This window comes from Streptomyces sp. NPDC026589 (assembly GCF_040638385.1).
Classification (GTDB): Bacteria; Actinomycetota; Actinomycetes; order Streptomycetales; family Streptomycetaceae; genus Streptomyces.
Genome location: NZ_JBEZYG010000012.1, coordinates 227356 through 243959 on the forward strand (window position 1 = coordinate 227356; position 16604 = coordinate 243959).

At 70.6% G+C, this 16604-nt stretch carries 16 protein-coding genes; 6 read left to right on the plus strand and 10 right to left on the minus strand.

The window, feature by feature from the left end:
* Nucleotides 1–4 precede the first annotated feature (4 nt).
* Together AB0F29_RS22105 and AB0F29_RS22110 are read left to right on the plus strand one after the other, a co-directional pair.
* Nucleotides 5–469 (plus strand): hypothetical protein, encoded by a 465-nt coding sequence (locus tag AB0F29_RS22105; protein WP_361874458.1) that lies wholly within the window; start codon nucleotides 5–7, stop codon nucleotides 467–469.
* 22 nt (nucleotides 470–491) lie between these two features.
* On the plus strand, nucleotides 492–872 hold the full coding sequence (locus AB0F29_RS22110) for a hypothetical protein (RefSeq protein WP_361874460.1): 381 nt from the start codon (nucleotides 492–494) through the stop codon (nucleotides 870–872).
* Between the two features lie 106 nt (nucleotides 873–978).
* On the opposite strand, the gene AB0F29_RS22115 is transcribed toward AB0F29_RS22110, so the two are convergent.
* A complete protein-coding gene (locus AB0F29_RS22115; RefSeq protein ID WP_361874461.1) occupies nucleotides 979–1476 on the minus strand; it encodes a hypothetical protein in 498 nt (165 codons plus the stop codon).
* Between the two features lie 325 nt (nucleotides 1477–1801).
* Between AB0F29_RS22115 and AB0F29_RS22120 the strand changes: the two genes are divergently transcribed.
* Nucleotides 1802–2764, plus strand: a complete 963-nt coding sequence (locus tag AB0F29_RS22120) for a DUF2690 domain-containing protein (RefSeq protein ID WP_361874462.1) — start codon at nucleotides 1802–1804, stop codon at nucleotides 2762–2764.
* 57 nt (nucleotides 2765–2821) lie between these two features.
* Here the strand turns inward: AB0F29_RS22120 and AB0F29_RS22125 are convergent, their stop codons facing one another.
* The 3 genes from AB0F29_RS22125 to AB0F29_RS22135 form a co-directional block, all read right to left on the minus strand.
* Entirely contained in the window at nucleotides 2822–3310 is a 489-nt protein-coding gene (locus AB0F29_RS22125; RefSeq protein ID WP_361874464.1) for a DUF6281 family protein, read from the minus strand.
* 209 nt (nucleotides 3311–3519) lie between these two features.
* Complete coding sequence (locus tag AB0F29_RS22130; protein ID WP_361874465.1) at nucleotides 3520–3729, minus strand: hypothetical protein; 210 nt, start codon at nucleotides 3727–3729, stop codon at nucleotides 3520–3522.
* Between the two features lie 43 nt (nucleotides 3730–3772).
* Entirely contained in the window at nucleotides 3773–3994 is a 222-nt protein-coding gene (locus AB0F29_RS22135; protein WP_361874466.1) for a hypothetical protein, read from the minus strand.
* A 173-nt stretch (nucleotides 3995–4167) separates the two neighbouring features.
* Here AB0F29_RS22135 and AB0F29_RS22140 point away from each other — a divergent pair, with 173 nt between their 5' ends.
* Entirely contained in the window at nucleotides 4168–4818 is a 651-nt protein-coding gene (locus AB0F29_RS22140) for a GNAT family protein (protein WP_361874467.1), read from the plus strand.
* A gap of 71 nt (nucleotides 4819–4889) precedes the next feature.
* Here AB0F29_RS22140 and AB0F29_RS22145 read toward each other — a convergent pair whose 3' ends face one another.
* The 5 genes from AB0F29_RS22145 to AB0F29_RS22165 form a co-directional block, all read right to left on the minus strand.
* Nucleotides 4890–6350 carry a glucoamylase family protein gene (locus AB0F29_RS22145; RefSeq protein WP_361874468.1) on the minus strand — a complete coding sequence of 487 codons (1461 nt, stop codon included), beginning with the start codon at nucleotides 6348–6350 and terminating at the stop codon, nucleotides 4890–4892.
* 490 nt (nucleotides 6351–6840) lie between these two features.
* Nucleotides 6841–8061 (minus strand): family 1 glycosylhydrolase, encoded by a 1221-nt coding sequence (locus tag AB0F29_RS22150; protein WP_361874469.1) that lies wholly within the window; start codon nucleotides 8059–8061, stop codon nucleotides 6841–6843.
* A gap of 94 nt (nucleotides 8062–8155) precedes the next feature.
* Nucleotides 8156–9094: a carbohydrate ABC transporter permease gene (locus AB0F29_RS22155; RefSeq protein WP_361874470.1), complete on the minus strand. Its 939-nt coding sequence runs from the start codon at nucleotides 9092–9094 to the stop codon at nucleotides 8156–8158.
* Nucleotides 9091–10062, minus strand: coding sequence for a sugar ABC transporter permease (locus tag AB0F29_RS22160; protein ID WP_215111657.1), 972 nt, complete (start codon nucleotides 10060–10062; stop codon nucleotides 9091–9093). Before AB0F29_RS22160 ends, AB0F29_RS22155 begins: the two co-directional genes overlap by 4 nt.
* A gap of 2 nt (nucleotides 10063–10064) precedes the next feature.
* A complete protein-coding gene (locus tag AB0F29_RS22165) occupies nucleotides 10065–11309 on the minus strand; it encodes a sugar ABC transporter substrate-binding protein (protein ID WP_361874471.1) in 1245 nt (414 codons plus the stop codon).
* Between the two features lie 265 nt (nucleotides 11310–11574).
* Here AB0F29_RS22165 and AB0F29_RS22170 point away from each other — a divergent pair, with 265 nt between their 5' ends.
* The gene (locus tag AB0F29_RS22170; RefSeq protein WP_361874472.1) at nucleotides 11575–12588 is read left to right on the plus strand and encodes an acetylxylan esterase; all 1014 of its coding nucleotides are present in this window, start codon (nucleotides 11575–11577) and stop codon (nucleotides 12586–12588) included.
* Nucleotides 12589–12677: 89 nt separating this feature from the next.
* On the opposite strand, the gene AB0F29_RS22175 is transcribed toward AB0F29_RS22170, so the two are convergent.
* A complete protein-coding gene (locus tag AB0F29_RS22175) occupies nucleotides 12678–13748 on the minus strand; it encodes a LacI family DNA-binding transcriptional regulator (RefSeq protein WP_361874473.1) in 1071 nt (356 codons plus the stop codon).
* A gap of 380 nt (nucleotides 13749–14128) precedes the next feature.
* Here AB0F29_RS22175 and AB0F29_RS22180 point away from each other — a divergent pair, with 380 nt between their 5' ends.
* On the plus strand, nucleotides 14129–16603 hold the full coding sequence (locus AB0F29_RS22180; protein ID WP_361874475.1) for an ABC transporter family substrate-binding protein: 2475 nt from the start codon (nucleotides 14129–14131) through the stop codon (nucleotides 16601–16603).
* Nucleotide 16604 lies beyond the last annotated feature (1 nt).

Consider the following 16604-nt stretch of genomic DNA (forward strand, 5'->3'; position numbering starts at 1 on the left):
CCCCGTGCTGCAATGCACCGCCGTGACCCAAGTCCCCTACGCCGAAGCCCTGCTGGCGCTCGCCACGATGGAGGGCGGACCCGTGCACCCGCCCGATGTCCTCGACGAGGACGACTTCCTGCTCTGCGAGCTGGCCGACCACGACGAGACGGCCGAGCACGCCGCGCACCTGTGGACGGCGGACGTGCCGGACGACCGGGACCTCTGGTTCCTCTGGTCGGGGACCGGCGCCCACCGCGTCCACCGGCTCGACACGGTGCGGCTCTGCCCCGCCGTGCTCCGCGAACTGGCGACCCGCACGGTCACCACGTGCGCGTACTTCGACCACCACCCCGGGCCGCACTCCTTCTCCGTGACCGACCCGCTCGGCGACCTCATCGCCGAACACGTCCACAGCGAAGTCCGACGACTCGTCTCCGAGGACGACGCTCCGGGCGCGCCCGATGCCCCCGACACCGACGCGCCGTGACGGCGACCGGAGGTTCCACCCCATGAACCAGTGCACCGCCGTGGCCCTGCTGCCGCCCCCGGAGTTCCTGATCCGGCTCACCGCCGCCGGCGGCAGCCGACCGGAAGCCGGGTACCTCCTCTGCGAGCTGGCCGCCGACCACGAAGGCAACCACGCGATGGCACTGTGGGACGACGACGCCAACCGCACCGCAGTCTGGGCCCGCTGGAGTGGCGAGCGGGCGACCCTGGCCGAGCTGGCCTGGTGCGGCGCGATCGACCCCCGGGGCGAGGACGCGTGCGGACTGTTCGTCGACCACCCCTCCGCCCATGACTGGGCCATCGTCGATCCGACGCTCGCGGCGGTGGACGCGGTCCTCGCTCAGGAGTTCCCGCATCTCGCGCGGTGGCGCGGCGGCGTGTGATGAGTCGTCATCGTGCGCCACCTCGGATGGAGGTTCCTGCGGCGACGGCCCGGGTCGTGGGGCCGAGGCCGTCGCCGGGTCGCCGGAAGCAGGGCCGGCTTCGGCGTCAGGCTCGGCCGGTTATCTGGCCGACCTTCTTCTTCATCGCTTTGTCGTCGTAGATGGTGATCGTCACCGTTCTGCCCTCCGGGATGTCCAGGTTCACCTTCTTGACGTCCCAGGCGTTGGACGTGCCCGGAGGCGAGTACAGCCCCCACCTTCCGCCGTCACCTTCGTAGGACACCTTGTAGTACAAGCCGTCGCCGTCGTTCGCGACGTCGTACATGTGGAGAATCTCGTCGTAGGGGTGGAACTCGACCTTCGCCACGACGTAGCCACTGGCGTTGCCATAGACGATCTTGGATGCCGCGCCGCCCACATCCTTCTTGAAGTAGGTGCCGTCGATGGCGTCGTTGAACTGGCAGGGGCAGTAGTCCGTCACTGCCGAGTTCCTGTCCAGGACGGTGAGTCTGTCGTAGGCGTTGGCCGGTGTGGCGGTCATCGCGATGACGGTGGCCGCGGCGGACGCCGTCGCGGCAAGGGACGCGATAGTTCGACTGCGCATCTTCATCCTCCGGTGGGTGTGGCGTGATTCGTGTTCTGTGGTGCTTCCGCGTTCTGTTCAGGCCACCCGGGCCTTCCGTGTGAACGCCGCGACTCCTTCCGGGGCTGCCGCCTTGCTGGTGCCTGAGACGGCCGAGCCGCCGGCGGCTGTCCCGGCGGCGGGCGGCACTGACCGGGGTCAGACGTCTTCCGGCCGGGGTGACTGAACAGATGCTCGCGTCGGGAGGGGAACGCCGGTAGAGCGGTGGGACCGGTTGGGACATGATGGGAATCGGGACACGTCAACAGGCCCTGCACCCAGGGGATACAGCGTGGGAGGACGAGTGGTGGCGGGACAGGCTGGGAGACCCGGGGACGGGACGGAGTCCGGTGAGGCCGCGCTTCTGACCGAGCAACTGCGTTTGCTGCGGCGGCGCCACGGAATGACCCTGGCCACGCTCGCCAGCCGGACGAGCTACAGCAAGTCGTCGTGGGGGCGGTACCTCAGCGGCAAGGCACTTCCGCCCCGGCAGGCGGTACGGGAATTCGCCCAGGCGATCTCGGTCAAGCCTGACCGCCTGCTTCTCCTGCTGGAGATCGCCGAGCGCGGCCAGTCGCAGCCGGAAGCAAAGACTCCGGAGGGCGCCGGCTCCGAGGTGCCTCCGGTGGCCGCCCAGGATCCCGGAACCGGTCCCGAACCCGAACCGGTTCCGAGCTCGGAGGCCTCCGTGGCCCCGGAGACGGAGTCGCCCGGGGCGCGCCCGCCGGAGCTGCCGGCCGCCCCGGCCCCCGCCCCCGTGCCTCGTAGGCGTCGGCCCTGGGGCCTCATCGTCGGGGTCGCGACCGGCGTGGGGATGGCCACAGGACTGCTCGCGGGCATGCTCATCGGCGCCCCGGCGAGCCAGGGGGAGCCGAAGCACCGGGGCAGTTCCGCCAAGTGCACCGGGTTCGAGTGCCGGAACAAGGACGCCCAGGGCATGGAGTGCCACATCGGGGTGTGGACCGCCGCAGCGGAGAAGGTCGACGGGATCCACCTGGAGCTGCGCTACAGCCCCCGCTGCGGAGCCGCGTGGGCCAGGATCACCGAGGGCCGGGTCGGGGACACGGCACGGGTCGAGGGGCGGAACGACCACTCGGCAGCCCGCGCGATCACCTACGACCGGGACACCTACTCACCCATGGTCGAAGCCCCCTACCCGGCTGCCGTTCGGGCCTGCGTGGTCATCAAGGACGGGGGCAAGGAGGTCTGCACCGCCCACGGCGGCGCATCGCCCCTGCCCGCCGCGGTCACCGACGAGCGCAAGCCGTAGCTCCCCTACACGCACCCGCCGCTCATGACAGGAGAGCACTTCACCCGCGGAGGTGCCTCACTTGGTGGCCGCGTCCAGTTCCTGGGCCTCGATCAGTTTCCGTAGCTCCGGCAGGGTCTTCTTCGATGCCTGCTCGATGTAGAGGGTTCCGCCGGCCGGATGATCCACGGTCACGGCGTAGACAGGATCCACACCCTCGATCGCGTACACGGTTACCGGCTCCGAAGTCGCTCCCGGATCACCCTCGTTGGGAGTGTCGTTACACCCGGGGACGGTACCTGCGCCCAGCAGTTTGCCCGCCCTGACGCCGTCGCCGTCGTCTTCGTCATGGGGATAGAGCGCGTGGCCGAGATAGGTGTGACCCTCGTACTCGAGCAGGGCCGCGCAGGAACTGCCCGCACTACCCTGCGTGGTGCCCGCCCCAGCACAGGACGTGGACATGATCAAAGCCGCCGCCGCGAGCGCCGCCCGCACGCTCACGGACCGCGCGAACCTGCCGCGCGCCGTCCGACTGCCCATCTGCTTGCCCATCTGCTTGCCCGTCATGAACCGACCTCCCTCAGCTGCCGCTACCTGCGGCCTGCCGAGCCTTCGACGGCACAAGGCTGCGAACGGTTCGCTCGTTCTCCAACGGCACGATGCGAGCCACACGTCGGCGTCCACGATCCATGGCCGAGTCGCCACACACCATGACCGGTCAGATCGTCACGCCGGTCCCGCCTGACCCATGACCAGGGCACCTCAGCAAGATCATGCTACGAGCTCTGTGCGGACTTCTTTCCGGACTTCTTTCCGGACCTGTACATCAGCACTCCGACGCCCAGAGAAATTGCGGGAGCTGCCATCACCGGGACGAACTTCGCGCCATTGGCCAACATGACGACGACTGATATCACCATGACCACAGTCATGGCGAGTATCAGGATCCCGAAGACCATACTTATTGTTGCCTTCTCGTTGGTCATGCGGCGGTCCCCTCCCAGTTGTCCGCACCGGCTTGGCTGTCTGTCAGGCGCGCCCAGTCTTCCCTCTTTGAATGAAGAAGCAGCCGATGACGGAAATGCATCCGATGATCGCCAGCAGCCCCCACCCTCCGCTGTTGCCGGAAGCGATCAGGAAAACAGAAAGGGCGATACCTGCGGCGGCAAATGCGGCGGCGAACTGAACGTACCGCTTGACGACGGCGCGCTGCTCCATCGTCCATCCGACGTGCGGCTCTGGCATCTTCATTCCCCTCGTGTGCCCCCGGGTTCGCGGGTGAATCCACGTCCACTCCGCCCCCCCACAGACGGCCCGTGGACGCGAATTTCGCGCGACGCGATGCGACGACTCTGCCACGCTGCCGCCCGGGGCCTTCCGGCCCCGACAGGCACGACTTGAGACGGCACAGGAAGGGGCGATCGATGAGTTTCACGCTGGAAGGGCCGGTTCTGGAGGGCACACGCGTGCGCCTGGAGCCGCTGGGGCGGCGGCACGCGGCGGGCCTGGCCGAGGCGGCCGAGGAGGACCGGAGTTCGTACCGGTTCACCTGGGTGCCCACCACCGCGGAGGCCGAGGAGTACGTCGACCTCCAGCTCGGCCGTGCGGCTGCCGGAAGGATGGCCCCGTACGCGCAGGTGGACCCGGCGTCGGGAAGGGTCCTGGGCGCTACCGCGTACTGGGATCCGCGGTCGTGGCCGGACCGCGATGGTCTGTACGCGATCGAGGTCGGCTTCACCTGGCTCGCCGCTTCGGCCCAGGGCACCGGGGCGAACATCGAGGCCAAGTACCTGATGTTCCGGCACGCGTTCGAGGAGTGGGGCGTTGAAAGGGTCGACCTGAAGACGGACGCGCGCAACAGCCGCTCCCGGGCGGCCATCGAAGCGACGGGCGCCCGGTTCGAGGGCGTGCTGCGGAACTGGTCCCGGTCCTGGGCTCCGGGCGAGGACGGCCGGCTGCGGGACTCCGCGATCTTCTCGATCACCGCGGCCGAGTGGCCGGACCGCCGGGTGCGGCTCGAACAGCGCATCGCTCGGGGCCCCGCACACCGGCAGCCGGCCCCCGTGACGCGGTAGCGCGCCTCTCGTTCGGCCGACTGCCGTCAATCCGGCCCGTCCTCCTCACGGAGGACAGGCCGGCCACGACCTCAGATCGAGAACCGCTCCCGCTCCAGCAGCGGCCGCACCCGGCTCCGGAAGCCACCCGTCCGGAACGGGCGTTGCAGCAGCCCCGGCCGCAGCTCCTGGGCGAGAGCCGCGACGATCATTCCCTGGTCAAGGGCGAGCATGTAGTCGCTGACCCGGCCCGTGGACACGTTCACCGAGTCGCGGAAGCCGAGCCCGTCCTCGTACGCGCCGAAGTCCCGCTCCAGCGCCCGCAGGTTGGCCACCGCCTCCCGGCCCGCGTACGGCAGGGCCAGGAAGGAGGCGTGCGGGGTGACGACGCCGTTGGTGAACGCCGAGGGCGGCGGCAGGGGTTCGCCGTCCGTGGTGTGCGTGCGGTCGGTGTTGGAGGCGTAGCCGTCGACCGCCATGCCGAGCGCGTCGACGCCGTACTCCTGGTAGCCGTCCTCGGGGACGTTGGAGGGGGAGAAGCCCCAGTAGCCGTACTCCGCCTCCCGCAGCCCGTGGTCGATCTGACCGCGTACGTACCGGTGGTGGGTCACGCCCCACGCGCGCGGCGACCACCGCTGCTCCGGTACGAACAGCGGCACCATCAGCGCCTCGAACATCGACCCGCCCCAGGTGGGGACCACCTTGCGGCCGCGGTGGGTGTAGTGGCCGTTCCAGACGCGTACGCCGTCGACGGTGACGTACCCGCCGCCCGGCTTCTGCTCCTGCTCGTGCTCCGGCAGCATCGTCCGCAGCAGGTGCCAGTAGTGGTCGCCGGGGAGGGAGCCGTCCGCGATGCCGAGGTAACTGGCCATGCGGGGCTCCGTGTTGAGCGCGCCGTAGTGGTGCGGGGTCGGCTCATCCGTGTCGGTCCAGACGCCGCCGCGCAGCTGGCCGGGTCCCGCGACCGGGTCGGCCGGGTCGTAGGGAGTGTAGAAGTAGGACCAGTCGGCCGTGGCCAGGATGCGGTTGACGCGGGGGCGTAGCTCAGGGGCCGCGTCGGCGGCTATCCGCAGGCCCGTCACCAGCCAGGCGTTGTCGACGGAGGACAGGAACGGGCGGACCGGGTCGCCGGTGCCCGGCCACTCGGTGAGCACCGAACCATCGTGCGCGTCGTACCAGTTGAGCCAGAAGCCGTGGTGGCGTTCCAGCTTCTCGACGGCGGCGACGGTACGGGTCAGCGCGCGGATCATCGTGCTCTCGCGGATCACGCCGAGGCCCGCGGCGGCGACCGTCGACCACAGGCCGCAGCCGATGTTGGTCGGCGAGGTCTGGGTGGACTGAGTGGGAGCGCCGGGGCCGCTGAGGTCGATCTTGTCGGTGACGAGGCCGAAGTCGGTCGTCATCGCCTCGATCGAGCGGTACGTGTCGCGGAACCAGGTCTTCAGAAGGCGTGGGTCGGCGGGGGAGGCGACAGCCGCCGGGGCGGTTACGGCTCCGAGAGACAGGGCCGCGGCCCCGGTCCCTGCCGCGGTGAGAAACGTGCGACGGTCCATCGTTCCGGCTCCTGGTGGCAGAAGGGGGAGGGGAAGGGCAAGTCGTGGTGCTCGGCCGTGCGGGGTGGTGCGGGGGTGGTGCGGGGGACGCGAGGTCGTGCGGGCGTCCGAGGTCGTGCGGGCGCGGGTGAGATCGCGCCGGGTGTACGGGGTGGTGCGGGGGTGCGAGGTCGTCCCGGATGTTCGGGGCTGTGCTCGGGATGTGAGGTCGCGCCGGGCGTTCGGGGTGGTGCGGGGGATGCGTGGTCGCGCCGGGCGTGCGGGGTGGTGCGGGGGATGTGAGGTCGCGCCGGGAGTTCCGGGCTGTGCGGGGGATGTGAGGTCGTGCCGGGTGTTCCGTGTCGTGCTCGGGACGTGAGGTCGTGCCGCGCGTGTGCGGGCGTGGTGCCGGGCGGGCGGGGGCCGGCGGTCGTCAGGATCCGCCGGCCCCCGGCCACCCGAGGGAGCCGTCAGGTGGCTCCCCGTACGGAGGGGCAGCCCCGGGGGTGAATCAGGCTGCCGTGCGCGGGAGTTCGCGGGTGCGGCCCAGCGAGCCCAGCCACTTCGCCGAGTCGCGCGGGGTGCGCTCGAAGGTCTCCCAGTCGATGGCGATCAGGCCGAACGTGGCCTTGTACGTCCCCCATTCGTAGTTGTCCAGGGCGCTCCACGCCAGGTAGCCCCGGATGTCGATGCCGTCGGCCAGCGCGGCGGCGACCTCGTCCAGCGCACCCGCGTAGTAGTCGGCGCGGCGGCTGTCGTCGTCGGTGGCGATGCCGTTCTCCGTGACGATCAGCGGGACGTCGCCCACCACCTCGGCAGTGTGGCGCAGCGCCTCGCCGACCGCCGTCGGGTAGTACTCCCACGTCGTCAGCGTCCGCTCGACGTCGTCGGCCGCCGGGATCGGTCCGTCGGGGCCGATCCGCGTACGGGTGTAGGACTGCACGCCGATCCAGTCGTCGCCGCGCGCCGCCTCGATGAAGACGTCCTCGCGCGGGTGGCGGTAGGCGGCGGTGACGTCCTCCGCGCCGGGGAGGGCCTGGTAGACCTGGTTGGCGATGGTCCAGCCGACCTGGATGCCCGCGTCCAGGGCCCGGACCTCCTTGACGGCCGCGTGGTGGGCGGCGATGACGGCCGCGGTCGTCTCGTTGTCGGGGGTGGGCAGGCCGGCGGGCGGGAAACTGTTGTCGCCGCGCTTGGCCTGGCCCGCCATCACGGCGATCATGTTCGGCTCGTTGATCGTGCAGACGTGGCTGACGCCCTCGGAGATGACGGGGGCGCAGGCCGCCACGTACCGCGCGAACAGCTCCACCGCCCCCTCGGCCGTCCAGCCGCCGCGCGCCTCGAACCACTGCGGGACGGTGAAGTGGTGCAGGGTCACCATCGGGCGCAGGCCGCGCTCGATCGCTCCCTCCACCATCCGCCGGTAGTGCGCGAGCTGGGCACGGGAGAAGTGGCCTTCGACCGGCTCGATGCGGGCCCACTCGATGGAGAACCGGTAGTCGGTGAAGCCGAGGGAGGCCAGCAGGTCCATGTCCTCGGGCCAGCGGTGGTAGCTGTCGCAGGCGTCCAGGCTCGGCTCCGCGATGTGGGTGCCGGCGGCGTGCTCCTTGACCCACCAGTCGCAGTCGGTGTTGTTGCCCTCGATCTGGTGGGCGGCCGTGGACGCGCCCCAGAGGAAGCCCTCGGGGAACGGGACGGGGGTCTTCTGGTCCGAAGCAGGGGTGTGGGTCATCGCGACATGTCTTTCTGTGGTGGTGAGGGGTGTGTCCGCGCTCTGTTACGGGGGTGGGGTGCGGCCAGTTACGTGAAGTGCCCGGGCGGACGCGTTACTTCATGCCCGCCGTGGCGATGCCCTGCGTGAAGTGCCGTTGCAGCGCGATGAAGACGACCAGCACCGGCAGCACGATCAGGAAGGCCCCGGCCATCAGCATCCCGTTGGAGCCGCCGGCCTTGTTGGGGTCGGTGGCGAAGGTCGCCAGGGCCACCGGGAGGGTGTACTTGTCGGGGTCGTTGGTCGCGATCAGCGGCCAGACGAAGTTGTTCCAGGAACCCAGGAACGTGAAGATCGACAGGGTCGCGAGGGCGGGCTTCACCAGCGGCATCACGATCCGCCAGAAGATGTACCACTCGCTCGCGCCGTCCATCCGGGCCGCTTCCAGCAGCTCGTCCGGGATCGACTGCATGAACTGGCGCATCAGGAAGACCCCGAAGGCCCCGGCGGCGAACGGCAGCACCAGACCCGCGTAACTGTCGATCAGCTGGAGCTTGCTCATCAGCACGAACAGCGGCAACAGCATCAGGTTGCCGGGCACCATCAGCGCGCCGAGCACCAGGCCGAAGACCTTGTTGCGGCCGACGAAGTTCAGCTTGGCCAGGGCGTAGCCGAGCATCGAGCAGAAGACCAGGTTCGAGACGGTCACCAGGACCGCCACGATCACCGAGTTCATGAAGTACAGCGGCAGATCCAGCTTGTCGAGCAGCTGCCGGAAGTTCTCCAGGGTCCACTCGGTGGGGATCCACACCGGCGGGCTGGCCGACAGCTCGCTCTGCGTCTTGAAGGCCGAGAGCCCCATCCAGAGGAAGGGCGCCGACATGACCAGCAGGCCGAGCGAGAGCAGGACGTAGACCAGGGGGCGGGATGCGTTCCGCTTCCTGCCGTCGTGCTTCTTCCGGTCGTTGTTCGTCCCGCCGTCGTTCTTCGGGGGAGTCGGCGGTGCGTCGCTCTTCAGGGGCTCGACCGCCGCGTTGCCGCTGGTGGCGCTCATTTCGTGTTGTCCTTCAGCAGTCGGAGCTGGAGCACCGTGATGCCCATGATCACCACGAAGAGGACGTACGCCATGGCGCTCGCGTAGCCCATGTGGAAGAAGTTGAACCCTTCGCGGTACATGTTCAGCGAGACCGTGAGGGTCGAGTCGGACGGGCCGCCCTGGGTCATCACGAACGGCTCCTCGAACACGTTGAGATAGCCGATCGTCGTGATCACCGTGGCGTAGAGGAGGGTCGGACGCAGGAGCGGGACCGTGATGCCCCGGAACTCCTGCCAGACGCTCGCGCCGTCGAGCTTCGCGGCCTCCCGCACCTCGGTGGGGATCGCCTGGAGGCCCGCGATGAACAGCACCATCACCGTGCCGACGTTCCGCCAGACCGCCATGACGATCAGCGACGGCATCGCCAGCGTCTCGGAGCCGAGGAAGTCCGGTGCCGTCCAGCCCACTTCGGAGAAGAGGCCCGCGATCAGCCCGTCGCTCGGATCGAGGACGAACCGCCAGACGACGGCCACCGCGACGATGGTGGTGACCACCGGGGCGTAGAAGCCGACTCGGAAGAACGTCCGCGCCCGGTCGATGCCGTTGTTCAGCAGAACGGCGACGACCAGCCCGATGCCGATGGTCAGCGGCACGCCGACGACGACGAAGTAACCCGTGTTGAAGAGGGACTTGAGGAACTTCTCGTCGCCGAAGAGGTTGACGTAGTTCTCGAACCCGATGAAGTTCGCTTCCCACGGGCGCGTCACGTTGCGCAGCCCGAAGTCCGTGAAGCTCATCACCAGCGTGGCGAGGATCGGGAACGCCATGAAGACGGTGAACAGGACGAGGAACGGGGTGGAGAACAGCCAGCCCGCCGCGTTCTGCACGCCCATCGACGGCTTGCGTCCCCGGCTGCCCCCGGTGGCCGGGGACGGTGCGGCCCCGGCCTTCCGGGGCCCTCGGGCCTTCTCGGTCGTGGTGCTCATGGCTACTGCTTCACGAGACCTTCGATCTCGGACTGCGCGGTCTTCAGCGCGTCCTCGGCGGAAGCCTTGCCCTGCGTCACCTTGGCGATGGCCTGGTCCACCTTGTCGGTGATCTCGGTCCAGTTGGCCAGGGACGGCGAGGACTTGGCGGTGTCCATCTGCTTCTTGAAGATCTGGAGGTCGGCGTCGTCGGCGAGCGCCCCGGACTCCCACGCGGAGGTGTTGGCGGGCAGGTCCTTCGTCCGCTCGTACCAGTCGGCCTGGCCCTTGGTGTCGGTCAGGTACTTGATGAACTCGGTGGCCGCGGCCTTGCGCTCGCTGTCCTTGGAGACGACGAGGGAGGAACCGCCGGCCATGGAGGTGGAGGAAGCGTCCGCCGGAACGTTCGCGATGGCCCACTTGCCCTTGAGCTGCGGCTGGCCCTCGTTGAGGAGCGTCACGTGCCAGGGGCCGCCGAAGAACATCGGGACCCGGCCGTTGCCGAAGTCCTTCACCACGTCGTAGCCGGGCTGCACGGACTTGTTGGAGAGGCCCTTGTCGAAGTACGAGCCGTACTCCTTCAGCGCCTTGACCGCCTCCGGGCTGTCGACGACGGCCTCGCCCTTGTCGTCGACGATCTCGCCGCCCGCCGAGTACAGGAAGGAGTAGAAGTTCTGCACGGTGTCCAGGCCGCTGGGCTGGATGGACAGCCCCCACTTCGTACCGGCCTTCTCCTGGTACGCGGTCGCCAGGTCCTTCAGGCCCTTCCAGTCGGTCGGAGCCTTCGTCACGCCCGCCTTCTCGGCCAGGTCCGTGCGGTAGTAGAGGACCCGGGTGTCGACGTACCACGGCACGCCGTAGGCGGTGCCGTCCACCTCGCCCTGCTCCCAGCCCGCCGGGAAGAAGTCCTTCTTGTCGAAGGCCTTGGTGTCCACCGGCTCCAGCACGCCGAGCTCGGCGAACTCGCCCAGGTAACTGCCGCCCATCTGCGCCACGTCGGGCAGGGTCCCCGCCGCCGCTGCCGAGACGAGCTTCTGGTGGGCGACGTCCCAGCCGATCGGGGTCACCTTCACCGTGATGTTCGGGTTGGCCTTCTCGTAGACCTCGGCCACGTCGGCGAGCTTCTCGCCCTCGGCCCCCATGGCCCACACGGTGAGCGTCTGCTTCTCGTCCGCCGCGACGTCGCCGCCGGAGGAGCCGCAGGCGGAAAGGGTCACGGCGAGCGCGAGCGCTATGCCGGCGGGGGCGGTTCTGGCGATGCGGGACATGGGAGGGCTCCTCCTTGAGCAATCCGGATGCTGCGCGATGTATGCGCTGCCTGTAAGCGCATACATCACTCTGCGCCAGTCCTTCGGGAATCCGCAAGAGGGTGCTGGGTCACACTCGTGCAACGTGCTCGACACCCTGGCGCCTTGTGGTTGAACCGTAAACGCGCTGTTTGTGGAAGAACAGGCGATGTGACCGATTCGTCGTTGGGGGCCGGCGCCCGGGGGTACGCGCCGCGTTGGAGTGGTCGGCGTCTACCCTCGCGGCATGGCCTCATCCGTCGCCTTCTCCCACGGCTTCCCGTTCGACCCGGCCTACGGGTATGACGCGCCGGACGCCCTGCTGGGCATCCCCGCTCCGCCCGCCCCCGACGACTTCGACGCCTTCTGGCGGGGCCGGTACGCGCGAGCCCGCGCCGTCGACACGCGGCCGGTCCTCGGCCCGGTCGAGGAGGAGCGCGACGGCCTCCGGATCCACGGCATGACCTACGCCTCCGTGGGCGGAGTCCGGCTCGGCGGCTGGCTCGCCCTGCCCGCCGAGGGGCCCGTCCGGTACGGATTCGTCGTCGGGCACGGCTACGGCGGCCGCCAGGAGCCCGGCCGCGACCTTCCCGCGCCGCTGCCCGGGGCCGCCGTGATCCTGCCGTGCGTACGGGGCATGGGGGAGCGGGGCCGGGTCGACTCCATCCCGGACCTGGCCGACGCGCACGTCCTGCACGGCATCGGCTCCCGCGACACCTACGTCATCGGCGACTGCGCGGCCGACCTGTGGTGCGCCGCCTCCGCCCTCACGGCGCTCGTCCCGGAGCTGGCGGGGGCCGGCCTCCCGGGCGGACCTCGCCTCGGCTACCTGGGCGAGAGCTTCGGCGGCGGACTCGGGGCCCTCGCGCTGCCCTGGGACGACCGCTTCGGCGCGGCCCAGCTCACGGTCCCCACCTTCGGCAACCACCCGCTGCGGCTGACCCTGCCCTGCGCCGGCAGCGGCGAGGCGGTCCGGGCGCACCATCGCGAGCACCCCGAGGTCACGGATGTCCTCGGCTACTTCGACGCGGCGACGGCGGCGACCCGGCTGACGCTGCCCACGCTGGTCGCGGCCGCGAGGTTCGACCCGTGCGTGCCGCCGCCGGGGCAGTTCGCCGTGCACAACGCGCTGGCCGGCGAGCGTGAACTCCAGGTGCTGACCGCGGGGCACTTCGCGTACCGGGGCATGGTGGCCGAGGCGGCGGAGCTGGACGTGAACCGGACGCGGTTCTTCGGGGAGCGGCTGGCGGCGGTCGGTTGACGGCGCTGGGCTGTCGGCTGCGGGCGAGCCGCCGGAGCCCGTGCCGGGGACGTCCGTCCCGGGTGCGGCGCCGACGGCCGCAGGCCGGCTCAGCCGCAGCCGCAGCTCGCGCGGCGGGTCACGGAGACCGGGAGCTCCAGCGAGACCGGGGCGCGGCCCGGGTCCGCCAGGCGCTGCACCAGCAGCTCCACCGCCTGCTCGCCCAGCTGCCGGATCGGCTGCCGGACGGTCGTCAGCGGCGGGCGGACGATCCGGCTCAGCGGAATCCCGTCGAACCCGGTCACGGCGATGTCCACCGGCACCCGCACCCCGCGCCGCTCCAGCGCCTGGAGCGCGCCGACCGCCATCTGGTCGTTGGCGAACAGCATCGCCTCCGGCCGCTCCACCCCCGTACCCTCCGACCGGTCCAGCAGGGTGCCCGCCGCCCGCGCGCCCTCGGCCTGCGTCATCATCCCGGCGCGCAGCTCCGGCCGGGAGGGCACCGGCAGACCCGCGTCCCGGCACCCCTCCTGGAAGCCCCGGAACCGGGCCTCGGCGTCCGGTGAGTTCTCCTCGCTGCCGATGAAAGCCAGCCTGCGCAGCCCGTGGTCCTCGATGAGGTGGCGGGTCAGTTCCCGTTCGCCCTCGGTGTTGGCCACCACGATGTGGTCCAGGTGGTCGATCTCGCGCGGTCCGGCGAGCATCACCACGGGCAGCCGGCGCGATATCACCTCCAGGTCCTCGGTCGGCACGGTCCGCGCCAGTACGGCGAACCCGTCGACCCGCCCCGCGACCTTCGCCACCAGGCTCTCCGGCCCGCCGTCCAGCGAGGCGGCGATCAGCAAGGCGTAGCCGTGCCGGCGGGCCGCCCGTTCCATGCCGCGGATGATCTGGTCGGAGTAGAGCATGACGGCCTGGTCGTCGTCCGCGTCGCTCGCCGCCGCGGCGGTCTCCGCGTCCGGGTCCGCGTAGTCCGGGAAGCACAGCCCGAGCACGCCGGTCGTCCGGCTGGCCAGGCCCCGGGCGCTGCCGGACGGTACGTACCCCAGCTCGCGGGCCGCCTCCATGACCTTCTCGCGGGTCTGGGCGCGTACGGAATCGGGGTTCCGGTAGACCCGCGAGACCGTGGCAATGGAGACGCCCGACCGCTCGGCGACGTCGTACACCGTGGGGGCGCTCACTCGACCGACCGTCCGCTTCTTCTTCCGTAGCGCCGCGCCTGGCGCGTGTGCTGGTACCGGGCCGGCGGCCTGCTCGCCTGCCGATGCGATCACGAGGCCCGTGAAAGCGCATTCACCCTAGATCGTGGGCCGCAGGGGGAGCAAGGCCGTCCTGAGTCGCGCCGAGCATGCGTCGGGTGCCGCGAGGCCCCCGGAAGCGAAACGTTCCTCCGGCCGGGTGAGCTTGCGCCCGCCGCCCGCCGTGTCTGCGCCCCCTCGTGCGAGGGGGCGTTTCAGTGGGCGGAAGGAATCAGTGTGATCAACTGCAAATGCCACCACATACGTACTATCCGGTCCATTCCGGTACGGGGTGGTCCGGGCCGGCCCCGGAGGTACCAGCCATGTCCCACGTCGGCGTCCCGCGCGGGACGGTTCGAAAGCGTCGATCACTCGCGCTCCTCACGACGGGGGTGCTCACGATCCCGGTGCTGGCCGGCTGCACCTCCGGCGGCGAGGAGACCTCCCGGGGCGTGCCCCAGGACATCGCACCCACCGCGCGCCAGGCGGTCGCCGACGGTTCGACGGTGAACTGGGCCGTCGACGCGCTGCCCGCCACCTTCAACGCCTTCCAGGCCGACGCGGACAGCGCCACCACCCGGATCACCGGAGCCCTGCTCCCCACGCTCTTCCCGATGGACAGGTCCGGGCAGCCGAAGCTCAACCCGGACTACCTGGAGTCCGCGAAGACCATCGAGCGCGAGCCGAAGCAGGTCGTGCTCTACAAGCTCAACCAGCAGGCGGTGTGGAGCGACGGGCGGGAGATCGGGGCCCCCGACTTCGTCGCCCAGTGGCGGGCGCTCCGGGGCAAGGACTCCGCGTTCTGGACCGCCCGCAACTCCGGTTACGAGCGGATCGAGAAGATCGAGCGGGGCGCGGACGACCTCCAGGTACGGGTCACGTTCTCCAAGCCGTACGCGGACTGGCGCTCGCTCTTCTCGCCGCTCTACCCGAAGGAGATCACCGGCTCGCCGGACGCCTTCAACGACGGGGCGCGCACCACCCTGAAGAACACCGCCGGGCCCTTCGTCCTGCGCGGCGTCAGCAAGTCCGAGGGCACCGTCACGCTGGCCCGCAACCCCCGCTGGTGGGGCGACAAGGCCAAGCTGGACACCCTCGTCTTCCGGGCCGTCGCCGCCGGGGACCGCACCGAGGCCCTCGCCGACGGCACGGTGGACGTCGCCGACATCGACGCCCCCACCGCCGACCGCATCGCGCTCGCCCGCCGCGACCGGGGCAGCAACGGCCAGCCGCCCGCCCACGGCCCGGGTTCCGCGACCACGCCCGCCGCGGCCCTGCGCTCCTGGGCCCTGGCGCACGGCTCCGACGAGGAGGCAGCGGAGATCGCGCAGGCCGCCCGGGAGAAGAACCGCAAGGCCGTCGTCGCCTACACCGCGGAACAGAAGGCCCTGCGCGACTTCGCGGTCCGCAAGTCCCTGGAGCCCGCCTACACCCAGCTCGCGCTGAACGGTGAGTCCGGCCCGCTCGCCGACGACCGGGTCCGGCGGGCGGTGGCCCGCGCCCTGGACCGCGAGGAGCTGGCCCGGACGGTGCTGGGGCCGCTGGGCCTCCCGGCGAAGCCGCTCGGCAGCCACCTCGCCCTCGCGGGACAGCCCGGCTACAAGGACGGCAGCGGGGCGCTCGGCGACCAGAACACCAAGGAGGCCCAGGCCCTGCTGGCGGACGCCGGCTGGACGCGGGGCGGCGCGGCGCAGCCGCCCAAGGACACCAAGGCGGGCAGCGAAGCGGAGAAGAAGGGCGACGAGGGCAACCAGAGCGACAAGAGCGACAAGGGCGACAAGGGCGAGGGGAGCGACGCCGAGGGCGCCAAGAAAGACGCCGAGAAGAAGACCGCCGAGGGCGCGAACAGCGAGAAGGCCGGACAGGACACCGAGGCGAAGGCCGAGAAGGCCGAGAAGGCCGAGACGAAGGAAGCAGAGGGCGAGAAGGCCGACCAGGCCTCCGAGGGCAGCGCCGTCTCCCGTGACGAGGGCCTCTACATCGTCGGCGAGGACAACAAGCCCGGCGCCCACGCCCCCGCGCAGGCCGCCTCCACCGGCGGCGCCTCCGCCATCCACGTCCTGGCTCCCGGCCGGACGGCCGCCGCCCAGAGCGCCGCCCTGCGCCGACAGGCCGGCGCCCTCGGCGAGGACGGCGCCGTCGCCGCCCAGGACAAGCAGCCCGGGGGAGCCGCCGGGGCGTACGCACCCGTCGGCACCGCGGCCCCGGCGCCCGCCGCGGCCAAGGGGCAGCTCGGCAAGGACGGCAAGGCGCTGACCCTGCGCTTCGTCCTCCCCTCCGGACCCGGCTCCCAGTCGCTGCGCAGCGTCGGCGACAAGATCGCGGTGATGCTGGAGAAGATCGGCATCGGCACGGAGATCATCAAGGTTCCCGACGAGAGCTACTTCAAGGACCACGTCGCCTCAGGCGCGTACGACCTGGCGCTCTACTCGTGGCCCGCCACCGCCTACCCGGCCACCGACGGACGCCCGATCTACGCCAAGCCGGAGCCCGCCACCGACGGGTCGCTCCTCGTGGAGCAGAACTACACCCGGGTCGGCACCGACCACATCGACCAGCTCTTCGACCAGGCAGCCGCCGAACTCGACGAGAAGGCGGCGCGGGAGCTGCTGAAGCAGGCGGACGCCCGGATCTGGGCCGCCGCCGGATCGATTCCGCTCTTCCAGCGTCCGCAGCTGGTCGCGGTCGACAAGAAGCTCGCGAACGTCGGGGCGTTCGGTTTCGCGGCCCCCCGGTACCAGGACATCGGGTTCAAGAACCGGCAAGCGGCAGGTTCCCCCGCAGACCGCAAGAAGTAGC